Here is a 14,678-nt window from a genome sequence, read left to right as displayed (position 1 = left end):
CGGGTGGGAGGATCGACGGCGTGGACAAGACCGTCGCTGCACAGACCGCCCGGCAGTTGTGGGAGGCAGAGATCCTGCCCAGCCTGTCGGATTTCATCGCCATCCCGGCCCTCTCCCCGCACTTCGACGCGAACTGGGCGGCCAACGGCCACCTCGACGCCGCGATCGAGCACCTGCGCGGCTGGATCGAGGGTCGTGGTGTCGAAGGCGCCCGCGTGGAGGTCGTCCGGTTGCCCGACCGGTCGCCGGTGCTGCTGGTGGACGTCCCGGCCACCGGCGCGGACAAGGGGACCGTGCTGCTCTACGGGCACCTCGACAAGCAGCCGCCGGTCGGCGGCTGGGGCGAGGGCCTCGGCCCGTGGCAGCCGGTCCTGCGCGACGGCAAGCTCTACGGCCGCGGCTCTGCGGACGACGGCTACGCCGGTTACGCCGCCACGGCCGCGATCGAGGCCGTCCGCGCGGCGGGCGGCGCGCACAGCCGCTGCGTCGTGCTGCTGGAGACCGGCGAGGAGTCCGGCAGCCCGGACCTGCCCGCGTACCTGGAGCACCTGTCCGACCAGCTGGGTCGCGTGTCGCTGGTGGTCTGCCTCGACTCCGGCGGCAACGACTACGAGCGCCTCTGGTTGACCACCTCGCTGCGCGGGCTCGCGTCGGTCGACCTGACGGTCCGCGTGCTGCGCTCCGGTCAGCACTCCGGCCTGGCCAGCGGCGTCGCGCCCAGCTCGTTCCGGGTGCTGCGCCACCTGCTCGACCGCGTCGAGGACTCGGCGACGGGCGAGATCCTGGTCAAGGAGTGCAACGTCGAGATCCCGGCCAACCGCGCCGCCGAGGCCGCGGTCGCGGTCGAGGCGGCCCCGGGCACGTACCGGTCGGCGTTCCCGATGCACGGCTCGACCCGCCCGATCGTGGATGACGAGGTCGAGCTGGTGCTGAACACCAGCTGGCGCCCGACGCTGTCGGTGATCGGCGCGGACGGCTTCCCGCCGCCGGTCGACGCGGGCAACGTCCTGCGCCCCTTCACCACCCTGACCCTGAGCTTCCGCCTCCCCCCGACGGCCGACTCCGCCGCCGCCCTGGCCGCGGTCCGCCACGCCCTGACCACCGACGTCCCCTACGACGCCACGGTCGAGATCACCCGCGTCGAGCACGCCGACGGCTGGAACGCCCCCGACCTGGCCCCCTGGCTGCGGTCGGCGCTGGACGAGCTGTCGGCGGAGATCTTCGGCAACCCCTGGAGCACGGTCGGCCTCGGCGGCTCGATCCCGTTCATGGGCCTGCTGGCCGAGCGCTACCCGGACGCGCAGTTCGTGATCACCGGAGCCCTCGGCGCGGACAGCAACGCCCACGTCCCGGACGAATGGCTTCACGTGAAACAAGCGGAACGCGTCACCGTGGCCGTCGCCCACCTGCTCGACGCCCACGCTCAGGCCTGACGCGACAGCCGATCGGCCAACCGCGTGGTCTCGGGCAGCCGGAACCGGGGCGCGAGCCGCAAGACCAACTCGGTGGCGGTGTCCAGGTCCACGCGGTGGCCGATCGATACGAAGACAGGCTTGACCCCGTCCTGGGTCCGCAGCGCTCGACCGACGACCTCACCCCGGTCGACCAGCGGCGTCCAGTCCCCGCGCTTGGGGCCGGGCGGGTCGAAGTCGCCGAGGGCGTTCTTGCCGACGCCCAGGGACGGGATGCCGGTGAGCACCCCGGCGTGACAGGCGAGCCCGAACCGACGCGGGTGGGCGAGTCCTTGACCGTCGCAGACCAGGACGTCCGGGGGCTGGGTGAGCTTGTCGAGGGCCTCTAGGAGCAAGGGAAGCTCGCGGAAGGCGAAGAGGCCGGGGATGTAAGGGAAGGACTCCGGCCCCTCGGCGGTGGATTGCTCCACGAGAGAGAGGGTGTCGAGGTCGATGGTGCAGACGGCGGCCTTCAGTTGGTCCCCGTAGTGCACATCAAGCCCGGCGGCCGTCCGAGGCACAAACCCGGGTGGCGGGTTCGGATCAACCAGCCCCCGCAACCGCTCCTGCTCCAGAACCGCCGCGGCCTCGGTCCGCGGCCACTCAGCCATGTTCACGGGTCAGTGGGTCTTGGCCCATTCCGGGAACAGCAGGTCCACGTGGTGCTCCCGGAAACGGGTGATCTCGTGGATGGGGACGTTCTTGGCCCACGTACCCGGATCGATCTGCACGAACCCGTCCGCCGTCGCCCGGGTCTTGTCCGGGCCGACGTAGTACAGGCCAACCGACCCCTCCGGCGTGATCCCCACTACGAGGCATTCGTGCCCCAAGTGGTTCGCGCGCGTGGTGACCTCGTCCAGCCGCTCGCAGGCGTCGACCGGGACCACCGCCCGCCAGCCCGAGGAACCGGCCTTGAACCGGGTGTCCTGGGGGTCGACCGCGCTGTGCAGCGCGACCTGCCCGTTCTCCGGCTGACCGGCTGCGTACTCGCGGCCGTCGAGGAGGGCGTAGAGGCCGGTTCGGGGGCGTTGGTGGGTCACCGGGGGTCCTTCTGCCAGTAGCCGCGCCAGTGGGCGATGGGGGTGGGGCCCTGGGGGGTGTGGGCGACGATCCGGGCGCCCAGGGGGATCAGGCCCGGTTGGCGCCACCACTCCGGCAGGGCGAGTGGGCCGCCCGCGGTGAGGCCGGTGCCGGTGTACGGCCAAGGCGCGAACTCCGTGCGGACGGTGTTCGGGTCGACCCCGGCGGCCAGCGCGGCGGCGGTCATGGCGTAGCCGGGTTGGCGGGCGTCGTCGGGGGCGCCGTAGGGGACGAAGTACCGGTCCGGGTGTTGGGCCGGGAATTCCATGGTGTGCACGAGGGCGTCCGGGTGGAACGGGCTGCCCGCGTAGTCCAACCGGAAGGCCTGGTGGAAGTCGCGCGGGGTGCGGAGGTTCGCGCAGTCCTGCAACCGCGCGACGGTGCCGCCGACGAGGCGGTAGTCGAATGGCGGCCGGGCGCCAACTACGCCAGCCGAGACTTCTCCCCGCAGGTAACGCTCAACCGACCCGGGGGTGAGGACCTTGACCATCACCGTGTTCGGTTCCAAGGTGACGACCGCGTGTACCCGTGCCGTGAGCGCGCGCTCGTGTGCGGACAGGCTGACGGACCCGCTCACCGCGCTTCCCCGAACGTGCGGTCGCGCCACCGGTTGAACGTCAGGTCACGCTGTTCCTCGTGGACGTCCGCCAGTTCCCCCACCGGGACCTCGCCCTGGTACTCGTACTTGTCCACCTGGGTGAAGCCGTTTTGCCCCGCCCAACTGCCGTTGCTGTCGGCGTAGGTCACGGAGGCGATCCCGCCCACTACGGCGTCAACCGCGACCCTGTGTCCCTGCCAGCGCCCGTACGTCCGCGCCGCGTACACCCGGTCGCAGTCCTGCGAAGTCAGCTGCGCCACCCAGCCGCCGAAGCTCGTGTGCCAGGTGAACAGGGACGCGTCCGGGTTGTCGGCCTGCCGGGTCTTGAGGATCACGCGGTCGTCGTTGGGCGAGTACGTGCACGGGTGCGTCACGCCGCGCACGACGGCGAACTGACCGGCGCGCGGTCCCTGGTAGCTCACGGAGTCACCCACCCCAGAACACTGTCATACGTCGCCACTACGACCTTGTTCCCCGCCGCGTCGTAGCGGTTGATCGTGGCGCCGTCCGGGATCGGGAGGCGGTCGGTCATCTTGAACTCCGGCACGCCCATGGTCGGGTGCGCGGTGACGCCCGCGCCCGTGTACGGCCAGTCGTTGACCGACGACGTGTACCGGTTCGGGTCCACCCCCGCGTCCCGCACGGACTGGAGCATGTCGTCCCGCGCCCCCAGCACCCGCGGGTCGGTCGCCGGGATGTCGCCCGGCACGGACGGCGCGCCCACCGGCGTCTGGTAGAGGCTCGCGTCCGACGCCGGGAACTCCAGCGTGTGGATGTTCGGCTGGTTGACGTCGTAGGGCGTGCCCGTGTAGTCGAGCCGGTTGCCGTTGATCAGGTCGGCCGGGGTGTTGAGCACGCCCGCGTCCTGGTTGCGGGCGACGAACCCGCCGACGTCGGTGTAGCTGCCGTCGAGGTACTTGGCGACCGTGGCGTCCGGGATCACCTTCTGCATCAGCGTCCCGTCGACGACCGTGACCTCCTTCATCGCCCGCGCCATCAGGTCGCGCTCGTGCGGGGTCAGCTGACCCGCGCCGGGCACGTCGCCGGGGGTCGGGTCGGCGCCGAGCTTGTCCATGGCGCCCTTGAAGTCCGCCCACTCCTGGTCGGTGAACTTCCCGCGCACCTCGTCCATCCAATGTGGACCGGAGGGGCCGTGCGCGTGCGGCGTCGGCGTCGAACTGCCGCCGTGCGGCGTCGCGGACGACGCGGGCGGAGCCGTGACCGGCGGGGTCGCGGAGGAGGCGGGCGGGGTCGCTGAAGACACGGGAGGCGTGGCCGCGGACGGCGTGACCGGGGTCGACGCGCCGCTGGGCGTGGTCGTGGGACTCGCGGCCCCGCTCGGTGTCGTCGCCGAGGACGGGGTGTCCGGGGTGGAACTCGGCGTCAGCGACGGGTCCGCCGCGCCGGACGGCGTAGTGCTCGCCGACGGCGTCGCCGGAGTGTCTGGTGTGGACAGATGCGGCGAAGCGGGGGCGTTGGCAGGGGTGACCGGGTCGGGCGCGGACCGCACCGGGCTCGGCGCGTTCGGCGCGTCGGCGCCGCGAGAGGCGGTGCGCAGCTTGCGCAGCCCGGACTTGATCATCTCCCAGATCTGGCCCAGCCGCGCCATGATCGGCCGCAGCTTCTCCACGGACCGGGTCAGCTTGGTGATCACGTCGGTGATCCGGCCGACCCACTTCGACACCAGCGCGCCCACCGACGCCACGATGTGCGGCGTGGCCAGCCCCAGCGTCAGCCCGGCCTCGGCCAGCCACTGCGGCAGCCGGATGAGCAGCGTCGAGATGCACTCCGCGACCAGGTCGCGCACGATCCCCCGGACCACGCCGACGAGCACCCCGACCACCTCGACGACGGTGCCGATCGTCCCGGCCCCGGTCGCCGCCGCGGTGATGTGCTCCTTCTGCTCGGCCGTGTTCGCCCGGTACGCGTCGGCCGCGGGCCCGGTCCACGCCGAGGTGCCGTTCGCCACCTCGGTGGCGAACTCCCCCGCGACCCCGCCCACGGCCTGCGACACGTTCTTCCACGTCTGCGCGTAGGCGGCGATCTGGTCGGCGTCGCCCGCCAGCCAGTTCAGCGCGTCCCGCAGCGGCTTGACGTGCTCGATCACCCACGAGATCGCGTACTGCCCGAGCGTGCCGATCGGGTCCAGGGTCAGCGACAGCACTTCGAGGCCACCGCCGAGCACCCCGAGCCCGCCTTCGACCCAGGAGCCGTCCTGCACGCCGTTGTAGATGTCGGCGGCCGACTCGACCAGGCCGATGCCGGTGTAGGACTGGGTCGAGTCCTGCCGTTCGGCGACGAGGGGGTTGCTCACCGGGCACCGCCCGCGAAGGGCTGGGTGTTGGCGCGCTCGGTGTTGTCGTAGCCGCCGGAGGTGGCCCGGACGCCGCCCGCCGTGGCCTCAAGCGTTTGCGCGGCCTCGCTGATCGAGTCGACGCCCGGCTGGCTCACCGCGTGCACGATCGGCACGAAGAACTGGCAGATCACCCCGTAGGCCTGGTCGCCGAGGTGGACCTGGTTGGCCGCCTCGAGCGCCTGCTCCAGGCGGTCGTTGAGGCGGTCGAGGCGACCGGCGTGCGCGCCGAGCTCCTCGGTGAGGACGCCGTATCCGTCGGGCACCCGGACTCCTTCAGCTGAAGATGGACGGTCCGCCCCAGTCGTCGTCCTCGTCCGGGTCGGACCTGCGCGGCGGTCGTGGCCGTTCGGGTCGCGCCGGGGAGTCGCTGTCCTCGACGTGCCCGAGCGACATCTCCTCCACGGTGCTCGCGGTTGGACGCTCCGGCTCGGGCTCCGGTTCCGGGAACCTCTCCCGGTAGGACCCGACCACCGCGGCCACCGTCTGCGGGTCGTCGCCGACCGTCCGCGTCATGACGTCGGCGACCTCGTCGGTGATCCGCGACTGCGCGCGGCGCATGGTGGTGAGCACCAGGCCGGCCAGCTCGGCGCCCGGCAGCTCCCGGGACCGGTCGCTGATCACCAGGTCGGTGACCGCGCCCGTGGCGTCCACGGTCACCCGGACGACGTCGTCGCGGGAGGACTCGGTGACCGCGACCCGCGCGACCTCGGCCTGCATCTCCTGGTAGCGCTGCGCCTTGGCGGCCACGTCCGCCGACCAGCGGCGCAGCTCCTGCTCGGTCTGGAATCCGTCCCCACCGAATGACGGCTGGCTCACCACGCGCTCCCACTGCTCGGTCCGGCTGCGCGGGTCAGTGTCCACGACGGAGCGTGGGTTGTCAGTCGGTTCCCGGCAAGACGGTTCACCAGGCCGGGTAGCGCTCGCGCCAGGTCGGGTCGTCGAGCGGGTTCGTCGGGCTGAACTCGACCAGCGCGTCCCGGCCCAGCCGCAGCATGACGTCGCGCAGCTCCAGCCCGTCCAGCCACGGCTGCGGGATCGCGCCGAGGCCGTGCACCGCGCCGAGCAGGTTCCCGCAGATGGCGCCGGTCGAGTCGCTGTCGCCGGAGTGGTTGACCGCGAGCCGCAGGCCGTCCGGGAGGTCGGTGGCGACCAGCGCGGCGCAGACCCCGATGGCCAGCGCCTCCTCGCCGACCCAGCCGCCGCCCAGCCGCTCGAGCTGCTCCGGGGTCGGTCGCCCGCGCTCGGCCAAGGCCACGGCCTGGTCCAGCGCGGCGACCGTCTCGGCCGAGTCCTCCCAGGTCAGCAGCTCGGTGCGGACCTCGGCGAGCGCGGCGGGCAGGTCGACGCCGTCGAGCAGGCGGTGGACCACGAAGGCCAGGGCGCCTGCGGTGAGGTAGCCGCTGGGGTGTCCGTGGGTGAGGGCGCCGGACTGCACGGCGACCACGAACGCGTCGACCGGGTCCACCGACCACAGCGCGCACGGCGCGGCCCGCATGACCGCGCCGCAGCCCTTGGAGTCGTTGAGCCGGTGGGAGACGCTGCCGCGCTCGCCGCCGTCGGCGAAGCCCTTGAGCGCGGTGAGTACGGTCGCGCCCGGCGCGCGGCGGTGGTGCAGCTCGCGCTCGCGGACCAGCCAGCCGTCGGGCTCGGCCTCCATCGCGTAGGAGCCGCCCGCGCGGTGCCACGGCGTGCCCTGGGTGTGGTACCAGCGCTGGTAGGCGTGCTGGAGCACGGACGCGGGCTGCTGGTCGAAGAACATCATCCGCTTGCCGACGTGCGCGCGGATCATGGCCTCGAGGGTGAACAGGGTCATCTGGGTGTCGTCGGTGACGCGACCCAGGCCGCCGTAGGCCTCCAGGTAGTCGGTCACCCCCTCGGCGCCGACCCGGGCCCGGATCTCGGCGGTCGACAGGAACTCGACGGGCGCGCCGAGGGCGTCCCCGACGGCACCGGCGAGCAGGGAGCCGAGCCACCGGTCGGCGGGCACGACGCGTTCGTACGGCAGATCACCATCCACGTCCGCGAAGGGTAGTCGCTGGTGGGGGTGGCGGTGCCGAGCGGAACAGGATAACCACCGTTAACGCGAGGATTGATCAGACCTCCCGGCCCGACTCGGGGAAATGGCGGAATGCGGCGCGCACCCGTCGCGCCGCATTCAAACCGATACCCGAAACTGACCGACGCATCTATCGCGATCGGGGACACCCGATGGCAGGATGCCAACACTCGGTTCGACACAATCGCTACGAGGAGTGACATAGTGTTCCGTCTATCCCCCTCTCGGGTAGCAATTCTGCTTCCGACACTTGCACTCGCCGTAGTCACCGCAGGATGCGGTTCCAGCACCACCCCGGCGTCCGGTGGCGACTCCGGCGCCCAGGTCCAGCTGATCACTGCGGGCAAGGTCACCACCTGCACCGGCCTGCCGTACAAGCCGTTCCAGTACGAGGAGAACGGCAAGGTCATCGGCTTCGACGTCGACCTGATGGACCTGGTCGCCAAGAAGCTCAACGCGACCCAGGAGATTGTGGACACCCCGTTCGAGGGGATCCAGTCCGGCGTCGACCTCAGCTCCGGCAAGTGCGACCTGGCCGCTGCGGGGATGACCATCACCGACGCCCGCAAGCAGAACTTCGACTTCTCCGACCCGTACTTCGAGGCCACCCAGGCGATCGTGGCCAAGAAGGGCACGCCGGGCCAGTTCGAGCAGCTCAAGGGCAAGAAGCTGGGCTACCAGAACGGCACCACGGGCCAGGAGTACGCGCAGAAGAACGCGCCCGGCGTGGAACTGGTCAACTTCGAGGACCTCGGCCTGGAGCTCAACGCGGTCGAGACCGGTGTCGTCGACGCCGCCATCAACGACAACGGCGTGGTGTTCGACTGGGTGAAGGACCACCCCGACTTCGAGGTCGTCAACCAGTTCGACACCGGCGAGAAGTACGGGATCGGCGTGAAGAAGGGCAACGCCGCGCTGCTCAAGGTGATCAACGAGACGATCGCCGAGGCGAAGTCCAGCGGCGAGTACGACAAGATCTACCAGAAGTGGTTCGGCAAAAAGCCCGGGGACAAGTAGGTCACCGGGTCACCGCTAGCGGGTCGCCGCCGCCGTCGGGCGCGGCGGCCCACCACTTCTCCCGAGGAGCAGCGCCGTGGCCATGTCCAAGCGCAAGCGCGCCCGCATCGTGCGCGCGGTCCAGTACGCCGTCCTGGTCGTGGTCGTCGTGGTCGTCGCGGTGGCCGCCGACTGGGGGCGGGTCGCCAACGCGTTCTTCGACCTCGACGTCGCGGGCGGGATGTTCCCCGAGGTCATCACCGTCGCGCTGGTCAACACCCTGATCTACACCGGGCTCGGCTTCGGCTTCGGCCTGGTGCTCGGCCTGGTCGTCGCCCTCATGCGGCTGTCGTCGGTGCGGGCGTACCGGTGGATCGCCGGTGCCTACGTCGAGTTCTTCCGCGGCCTGCCCGCGCTGCTGGTCATCCTGGCCATCGGCAGCGGCATCCCGCTCGCCTTCCCCGGCACCATCCTGGACCGCTACGTCTCGATCATGATCGCGCTCGGCATCGTCGGGTCGGCGTACATGGCCGAGACGATCCGCGCGGGCATCCAGGCGGTGCCCAAGGGGCAGGTCGAGGCCGCCCGCTCGCTGGGCATGTCGCAGTCCAAGGCGATGGTGTGGATCGTCATCCCGCAGGCGTTCAAGATCATCCTGCCGCCGCTGACCAACGAGCTGATCCTGCTCACCAAGGACTCGTCGCTGGTGCTGTTCCTGGGTTCCAGCCAGGTGCAGTACGAGCTGACCCAGTTCGGCCGCACCGAGCTGAACCAGTCCAGGAGCCTGACGCCGGTGCTGGTCGCGGGCATCTGCTACCTGATCATCACCATCCCGCTGTCGTACCTGTCGCGGTACCTGGAGCGGCGCACCGGCGGCACCAAGATCCGTTCGGCGGAGGCGACCGAGGTCGCGCAGCCCGAGGAGGCGACCAAGTGAGCGACGAACCCGCGGTCCGGGTCACCGGCCTGGCCAAGTGCTTCGGCGACCTGAAGGTGCTGTGCGGCATCGACCTGTCGGTGGCCACCGGCGAGGTCGTGTGCGTCATCGGACCGTCCGGGTCGGGCAAGTCGACGCTGCTGCGCTGCGTCAACCTGCTGGAGGAACCGGACGAGGGGTCCGTGGTGGTCGGCGGCGTCGACCTGACGCACGAGGACTCCGACATCGACGCCGCCCGGCGCAAGATCGGCATGGTCTTCCAGTCGTTCAACCTCTTCGCCCACCTCACCGTGCTCAACAACCTCACCGTGGCGCAGCGCAAGGTGCTGGGCCGCGACCGCGCGGAGGCGAACCGGGTCGCGCTGGCGAACCTGGAGAAGGTCGGGCTGCTGGAGAAGGCCAACGCCATGCCCGCGCAGCTCTCCGGCGGCCAGCAGCAGCGCGTGGCCATCGCCCGCGCGCTGTCGATGGGCCCCGAGGTGATGCTCTTCGACGAGCCCACCTCGGCGCTGGACCCCGAGTTGGTCGGTGACGTCCTGGAGGTCATGCGCGACCTCGCCGACGAGGGCATGACCATGCTCGTGGTGACCCACGAGATGCACTTCGCCCGCGAGGTCGCCGACCGGGTGCTGTTCATGGACGGCGGCGTGGTGGTCGAGGAAGGCCCCGCCGAGCAGGTCATCGGCGCGCCGGAGCACGAGCGCACCAGGACCTTCCTCGCTCGGGTGCTCGATCCCATCCACCGGGTGGAGTAGCCCGGGGTAGGCCTTCGGGAACGCGGTGTCACCGCTGTGCGTTGAACTCCCGGGGTGGAGGGAGGGGGCGCATGGCGGGGCGCGACGGTGGGTTCGACCCGCACGACCCGGAGCCACCGGACTGGGCTCGGCTGCCCGCCGCCGAGGTGGTGCGGCGGGCGGTGGAACCGGACGCCGTCGGCGTGCTGCGCAGGCGCAAGCCGACGGCGGCGCCGGTCGTCAGCGTCACCGGGCGGTTCGTGGAGGGCAGGCTCGACCTGCGGGCCGCGGAGTTCCCGTTCCTGCTGGAGTTCGTCCGCTGCCGGTTCGAGCACGAGCCGGACCTGCGGCAGGCGCGGCTGGCGGGCGTGGAGTTCCGGGACTGCTGGTTACCCGGCATCCAGGGCCGCAACCTGCGCAGCGACAACGACGTGCAGATCACCGACGGGACCGTCGTCGCGGGCACGGTCGACCTGACCGACGGCGAGATCCACGGCACGCTCGTGCTCTCCGGCGCCGTGCTGCGGCCCCGGACCGGCCCCGCGCTCCACGGCGACCGGCTGCAACTGGTCGGCGCGCTGCTCGGCCGCAACCTGCGCGCCGACGGCGAGATCCGCATCCCGGGCCTGCGCAGCGGCGGCAACGTCAACTTCGCGGGCGCCCGGCTGCACAACCCGCGCGGCCTCGGGCTCAACGGCAACGGCATGCAGGTCGGCGGCAACCTGCACCTGGTCGTCGACCCGGACAGCCGCGAACCCTTCCGCTGCGACGGCACGCTGTTCCTGCCCAGCGTCCGCGTGGACAGCGACTTCTCCCTGCGCGGCGCCCGGCTCACCCCGCGCACCGAGCACTCCCGCACCGTCCCGCCGGACGACCCGTTCTTCGACCCGAACGCCACCCTGGTCGCCGACCGGTGCCGGGTGGACGGCAACGTCAACCTCGACCGCGACTTCTCCAGCACCGGCACGATCCGCGTGGTCAACGCGCACATCGGCGGTTCGCTGCGGCTCTCCCACGCGCGCGTCGACCTCTCCGGCGGCGCGGAGCCGTTCGTCGAGCAGGTCGGGTCGGCGCACCGGCCGCCCGGGCCGTACGCCGACCGCGCGGTGCACCTCGACGGCACCGAGGTCCGCGGCGGCATCGACGCCCGCGACGCGCGCATCGCCGGTCAGCTCCGGCTGGTCGACGTGAAGGTGCAGGGCAGCGTGCTGCTCGACCGCGCGGTGCTGAGCAACCGGCGCGGCGACGCCATCGAGGGCCGCCGGTTCTCCGTCGGCGGCAACCTCGACGGGCGCGCGCTGCTGGTGTTCGGCTCGATCCTGCTGCCCGGCTCCCGGATCGGCGCCAACCTCGACCTGCGCGGCAGCAGGCTGGTCGCCCCCGGCAGCTACGCCCGCGACGCCTCCCCCAAGCCGTCGCTGGACCTGCGGGTCGCGCACATCGGCCGCGACCTGATCTGCGCCGACGGCGACGCCGCGTTCTCCGCCCAGGGGGAGATCCGGATGCGCCGCGCGGAGGTGTTGCGGGAGACCAACTTCCACGGCGCCGTGCTGGGCAACGGCCACAACGACGTGGCGCTCAACGCGTTCGGCGTGCAGACCCCGGAGCTGCGCCTCGACGTCGCCGCGCCCCCGCGCGGCCGGGTCGACCTGCGCCACCTGCGGTGCGCGTTCCTGACCGACAACGAGCGGTTCTGGCAGTCGCACGGCCGCATCGAGCTGGAGGACTTCCGCTACGACGCGCTGCGCGACCCGATAGCCCTCGACGACGACGCCGAGGTCGAACGCAGGCTGCGGTGGCTGCGGCACGGCATGCGCGACGTCTACCGGCCGGGCCCGTACGAGCAGATGGCGCACATGCTGCGCGCCGCGGGCAACGAGGAGCACGCGGCGACGGTGCTGGTGGAGAAGCAGCGCAGGCGCTACAACGCGCTGGCCGACGGTTCGGGCTTCGCCGCGCCGGGTATCCGGCTGTGGAGCTGGTTGCAGCGCTGGATGGTCGGCTACGGCTACCGGCCGACCCGCGCGCTGGCGTGGCTGTCCGGGTTCCTGATCGTGGGCACGCTGTGGTTCGCGCTGATCCCCCGGCCGCACGAGGCCAACGCGGACGACCACCTGGTGTGGAACCCGGTTCTGTACACATTGGACCTACTGGTGCCCATCGTGGACTTCGGGCACAAGAACAAGTGGACCGTCGTCGGGCCGTCGCAGTGGATATCGGCGGCGCTGATCGCCCTGGGCTGGATCCTCGCCACGACGGTCGCCGCCGGTGTCACCCGAATGCTGCGGAGGTCCTCCTGAGTTCATTTCCGCCCACCACCCACCCCCTCATCCCCACCCGGCATCGTTCCCGACTTGGCGGTCCCGCTGCGGTGACCACCAGCACGAGCTTGTGAGAGGTGTCCACCCATGTCCAATACCTCCGCCGGATATGACGTCCTCCACATCGCGGCACGCGCCCCGCTGACCCACCGGCTCTACGCCGAGGCGTTCGGCGAGCAGTACGTGCCGGGGGTGGCGGCGAACAGCTCGTGCTCGTGGTTCTTCCTCGGCACCGCCATCTCGGCGCTGCGGCTGCCCCCGGACGCGCTCCTGGCGGACCTCGGCTGCGGTCGCGGCGGCCCCGGCCTGTGGCTGGCCCGCGCGATGAACACGCGGCTGGTGGGCGTCGACTTCAGCCCGGCCGGGATCGAGGACGCCCGGTCGCGCGCGCCGGAGTTCGGCCTGGCGGGCCGCGCGGAGTTCTCGGTCGGCACCTTCGCCTCGACCGGACTCGAGTCGTCCAGTGTGGACGGTGCGCTCAGCCTGGACGCCTTCTTCTTCGCCCCCGACTACGCCGAGGGCTTGGCGGAGGTCCACCGCATCCTGCGCCCCGGCGGCCGATTCGTGTTCACCGCCCGCGACACCCACGCCGACTGGACCGCGCTGCTCGACACCGCGGGTTTCGCCCTGGAGAACACCCTCGTCCACGAGGGCACCACCGAGCGGTGGCTGCGCCTGTTCGACCTCTGGGTCGAGCACGAGGCCGAACTCCGCGCCGAGATCGGCGACGAGATGACCGGCTACCTGCTGGAGGAGTCGAGCACGAGGTCTCGTCTGGACGGGACCACCCCGCTAGTGTTCGTGGCTCGGCGAGAGCAGCGGGAGGGTACGTGACCACACCGGACGCCCAGGCCACCATCGAGGTGCGAGCACCAGCGGAGCGCGTGTACGACCTGGTCAGCGACCTGCCCGCACTGGCCGGGGTCGCGGCGGAGTTCGCCAAGGGCCACTGGCTCGACGACGTCACCACCGCCCGCGTCGGCGCCCGCTTCAAGGGCGTCAACGTCAACGGCCCCCGCAAATGGGCCACGGTGTCCACGGTCACCGACGCCCGCCCCGAACGCTTCGCCTTCGACGTGACCTTCAAAGGCATCCCGGTAGCCCGCTGGCAGTACGACATCGAACCGACCGCGAGCGGCTGCCGCGTCACCGAGACGACCTGGGACCGCCGTCCGGCGTGGATCCGCCCGATCACCGCCCTGGGCACCGGGGTCTCCGACCGGACGGTCCACAACCAGCGCAACATCGAGCAGACCCTGGCGACCTTGAAGGCGGCGGCGGAACGCGCTTGAGACGGCGCACTTCGTTGCTGGATGCAGCGTTGAACGGGTGAACCGAAGTTACCCACCCAACATTTGTTTGCTGGATTCCCCATCCGGCTGACCTTCGGATCATCGGCAACTGGTTGGCTGTGGTGAGCAGCCTGGACCGTCCCGAGTACTTCGCTCGGATATTGCTATTACGCTGAGAGACGGATCAACTACAGGTCGAACTCTCGGAGGGTGAGTTGCAGCAGTTGTGGCGAAACTTTGGCGGCCTGTTTGTGCCCTTCCTCGTGCTCGCGTCCATCGCGATTGTCTCAGTATGGGCTCTTTCGGTTAGACGACAGAAGAGAATGCCTGCCACGGAGGCGCGGAGGACAGCGATCCTGGACGGCCTTCTCGTGTGTACGGCGATTCCAATACTGTATCTAGTGGCTATGCCAGTTTCCGGGTTGGCCGGAAGGACGATGGTGAACTTGGTCCCGGGCGCCGAAATGGCTTCCATGGTGGAAACCGGAACGGAAGGAGACACTGCTAGGGTGCAAGCGTTGGGCAATCTTGTGCTGATTTTCCCTATCACGGCCTTGCTTCCGTTGCGCGTGCCAAGGATGCGCTCATGGCGAGCCCTGATCATGGCTATCGTCTCGGTTTCCGTTCTTATTGAAGCCGCGCAGTGGTTGCTCGCTGTGGGGCGGGCAACCACTGCGGACGACGCCATTCTGAACTCTGTTGGTGGGCTTCTGGGCGCCGCCGCCACGTGGTACTGGTGGCGGAGTCGTCGAGACCGGGAGCGACTCCCGCCTCGAAGGACGTCACGAACTCGGCTTAGATCTCAAACACGCTCTTAGGCATGGATGGGGTGCGGCGCGTCCCAGGGGTGGAACTGG

General features: G+C 70.8%; 16 protein-coding genes. 8 read left to right on the top strand and 8 right to left on the bottom strand.

Annotation, left to right across the window (positions count from 1 at the left end; all coding sequences use genetic code 11):
- Positions 1-20 precede the first annotated feature (20 nt).
- Positions 21-1,433 (top strand): M20/M25/M40 family metallo-hydrolase, encoded by a 1,413-nt coding sequence (locus CLV40_RS13730; protein WP_374065133.1) that lies wholly within the window; start codon positions 21-23, stop codon positions 1,431-1,433.
- Here CLV40_RS13730 and CLV40_RS13725 read toward each other — a convergent pair.
- The 8 genes from CLV40_RS13725 to CLV40_RS13690 form a co-directional block, all read right to left on the bottom strand.
- Positions 1,424-2,062 carry an endonuclease V gene (locus tag CLV40_RS13725; RefSeq protein WP_104479447.1) on the bottom strand — a complete coding sequence of 213 codons (639 nt, stop codon included), beginning with the start codon at positions 2,060-2,062 and terminating at the stop codon, positions 1,424-1,426. The genes CLV40_RS13730 and CLV40_RS13725 overlap by 10 nt on opposite strands.
- A gap of 9 nt (positions 2,063-2,071) precedes the next feature.
- Positions 2,072-2,491 carry a hypothetical protein gene (locus tag CLV40_RS13720; protein ID WP_104479258.1) on the bottom strand — a complete coding sequence of 140 codons (420 nt, stop codon included), beginning with the start codon at positions 2,489-2,491 and terminating at the stop codon, positions 2,072-2,074.
- Entirely contained in the window at positions 2,488-3,108 is a 621-nt protein-coding gene (locus CLV40_RS13715) for a hypothetical protein (protein WP_104479257.1), read from the bottom strand. Before CLV40_RS13715 ends, CLV40_RS13720 begins: the two co-directional genes overlap by 4 nt.
- The gene (locus CLV40_RS13710) at positions 3,105-3,551 is read right to left on the bottom strand and encodes a hypothetical protein (protein ID WP_146108027.1); all 447 of its coding nucleotides are present in this window, start codon (positions 3,549-3,551) and stop codon (positions 3,105-3,107) included. Before CLV40_RS13710 ends, CLV40_RS13715 begins: the two co-directional genes overlap by 4 nt.
- Positions 3,548-5,443 (bottom strand): hypothetical protein, encoded by a 1,896-nt coding sequence (locus CLV40_RS13705; protein WP_104479255.1) that lies wholly within the window; start codon positions 5,441-5,443, stop codon positions 3,548-3,550. Before CLV40_RS13705 ends, CLV40_RS13710 begins: the two co-directional genes overlap by 4 nt.
- A complete protein-coding gene (locus CLV40_RS13700) occupies positions 5,440-5,748 on the bottom strand; it encodes a type VII secretion target (protein ID WP_104479254.1) in 309 nt (102 codons plus the stop codon). Before CLV40_RS13700 ends, CLV40_RS13705 begins: the two co-directional genes overlap by 4 nt.
- A gap of 10 nt (positions 5,749-5,758) precedes the next feature.
- Complete coding sequence (locus CLV40_RS13695; protein WP_219823976.1) at positions 5,759-6,301, bottom strand: YbaB/EbfC family nucleoid-associated protein; 543 nt, start codon at positions 6,299-6,301, stop codon at positions 5,759-5,761.
- Positions 6,302-6,386: 85 nt separating this feature from the next.
- On the bottom strand, positions 6,387-7,502 hold the full coding sequence (locus CLV40_RS13690) for an ADP-ribosylglycohydrolase family protein (RefSeq protein WP_104479253.1): 1,116 nt from the start codon (positions 7,500-7,502) through the stop codon (positions 6,387-6,389).
- Positions 7,503-7,745: 243 nt separating this feature from the next.
- On the opposite strand from CLV40_RS13690, the gene CLV40_RS13685 reads away from it, so the two are divergent.
- From CLV40_RS13685 to CLV40_RS40780, 7 genes are all read left to right on the top strand, one after another.
- Positions 7,746-8,558, top strand: coding sequence for a basic amino acid ABC transporter substrate-binding protein (locus tag CLV40_RS13685; RefSeq protein ID WP_342752265.1), 813 nt, complete (start codon positions 7,746-7,748; stop codon positions 8,556-8,558).
- A gap of 82 nt (positions 8,559-8,640) precedes the next feature.
- On the top strand, positions 8,641-9,474 hold the full coding sequence (locus CLV40_RS13680) for an amino acid ABC transporter permease (protein WP_181043507.1): 834 nt from the start codon (positions 8,641-8,643) through the stop codon (positions 9,472-9,474).
- A complete protein-coding gene (locus tag CLV40_RS13675; RefSeq protein ID WP_104479251.1) occupies positions 9,471-10,229 on the top strand; it encodes an amino acid ABC transporter ATP-binding protein in 759 nt (252 codons plus the stop codon). Before CLV40_RS13680 ends, CLV40_RS13675 begins: the two co-directional genes overlap by 4 nt.
- A gap of 71 nt (positions 10,230-10,300) precedes the next feature.
- Positions 10,301-12,508 carry a hypothetical protein gene (locus CLV40_RS13670; protein WP_104479250.1) on the top strand — a complete coding sequence of 736 codons (2,208 nt, stop codon included), beginning with the start codon at positions 10,301-10,303 and terminating at the stop codon, positions 12,506-12,508.
- A gap of 108 nt (positions 12,509-12,616) precedes the next feature.
- Complete coding sequence (locus CLV40_RS13665) at positions 12,617-13,363, top strand: class I SAM-dependent methyltransferase (protein WP_104479249.1); 747 nt, start codon at positions 12,617-12,619, stop codon at positions 13,361-13,363.
- Positions 13,360-13,821, top strand: coding sequence for an SRPBCC family protein (locus CLV40_RS13660; RefSeq protein WP_104479248.1), 462 nt, complete (start codon positions 13,360-13,362; stop codon positions 13,819-13,821). The genes CLV40_RS13665 and CLV40_RS13660 overlap by 4 nt, the downstream gene beginning before the upstream one ends.
- Positions 13,822-14,144: 323 nt before the next feature.
- Positions 14,145-14,639 (top strand): VanZ family protein, encoded by a 495-nt coding sequence (locus tag CLV40_RS40780; RefSeq protein WP_104479247.1) that lies wholly within the window; start codon positions 14,145-14,147, stop codon positions 14,637-14,639.
- Positions 14,640-14,678 lie beyond the last annotated feature (39 nt).

The sequence above is a fragment of the Actinokineospora auranticolor genome, assembly GCF_002934265.1.
Classification (GTDB): Bacteria; Actinomycetota; Actinomycetes; order Mycobacteriales; family Pseudonocardiaceae; genus Actinokineospora; species Actinokineospora auranticolor.
The sequence above is the reverse complement of the archived record's forward strand: the minus strand, read 5'-3'. Positions and strand labels throughout refer to the sequence as shown.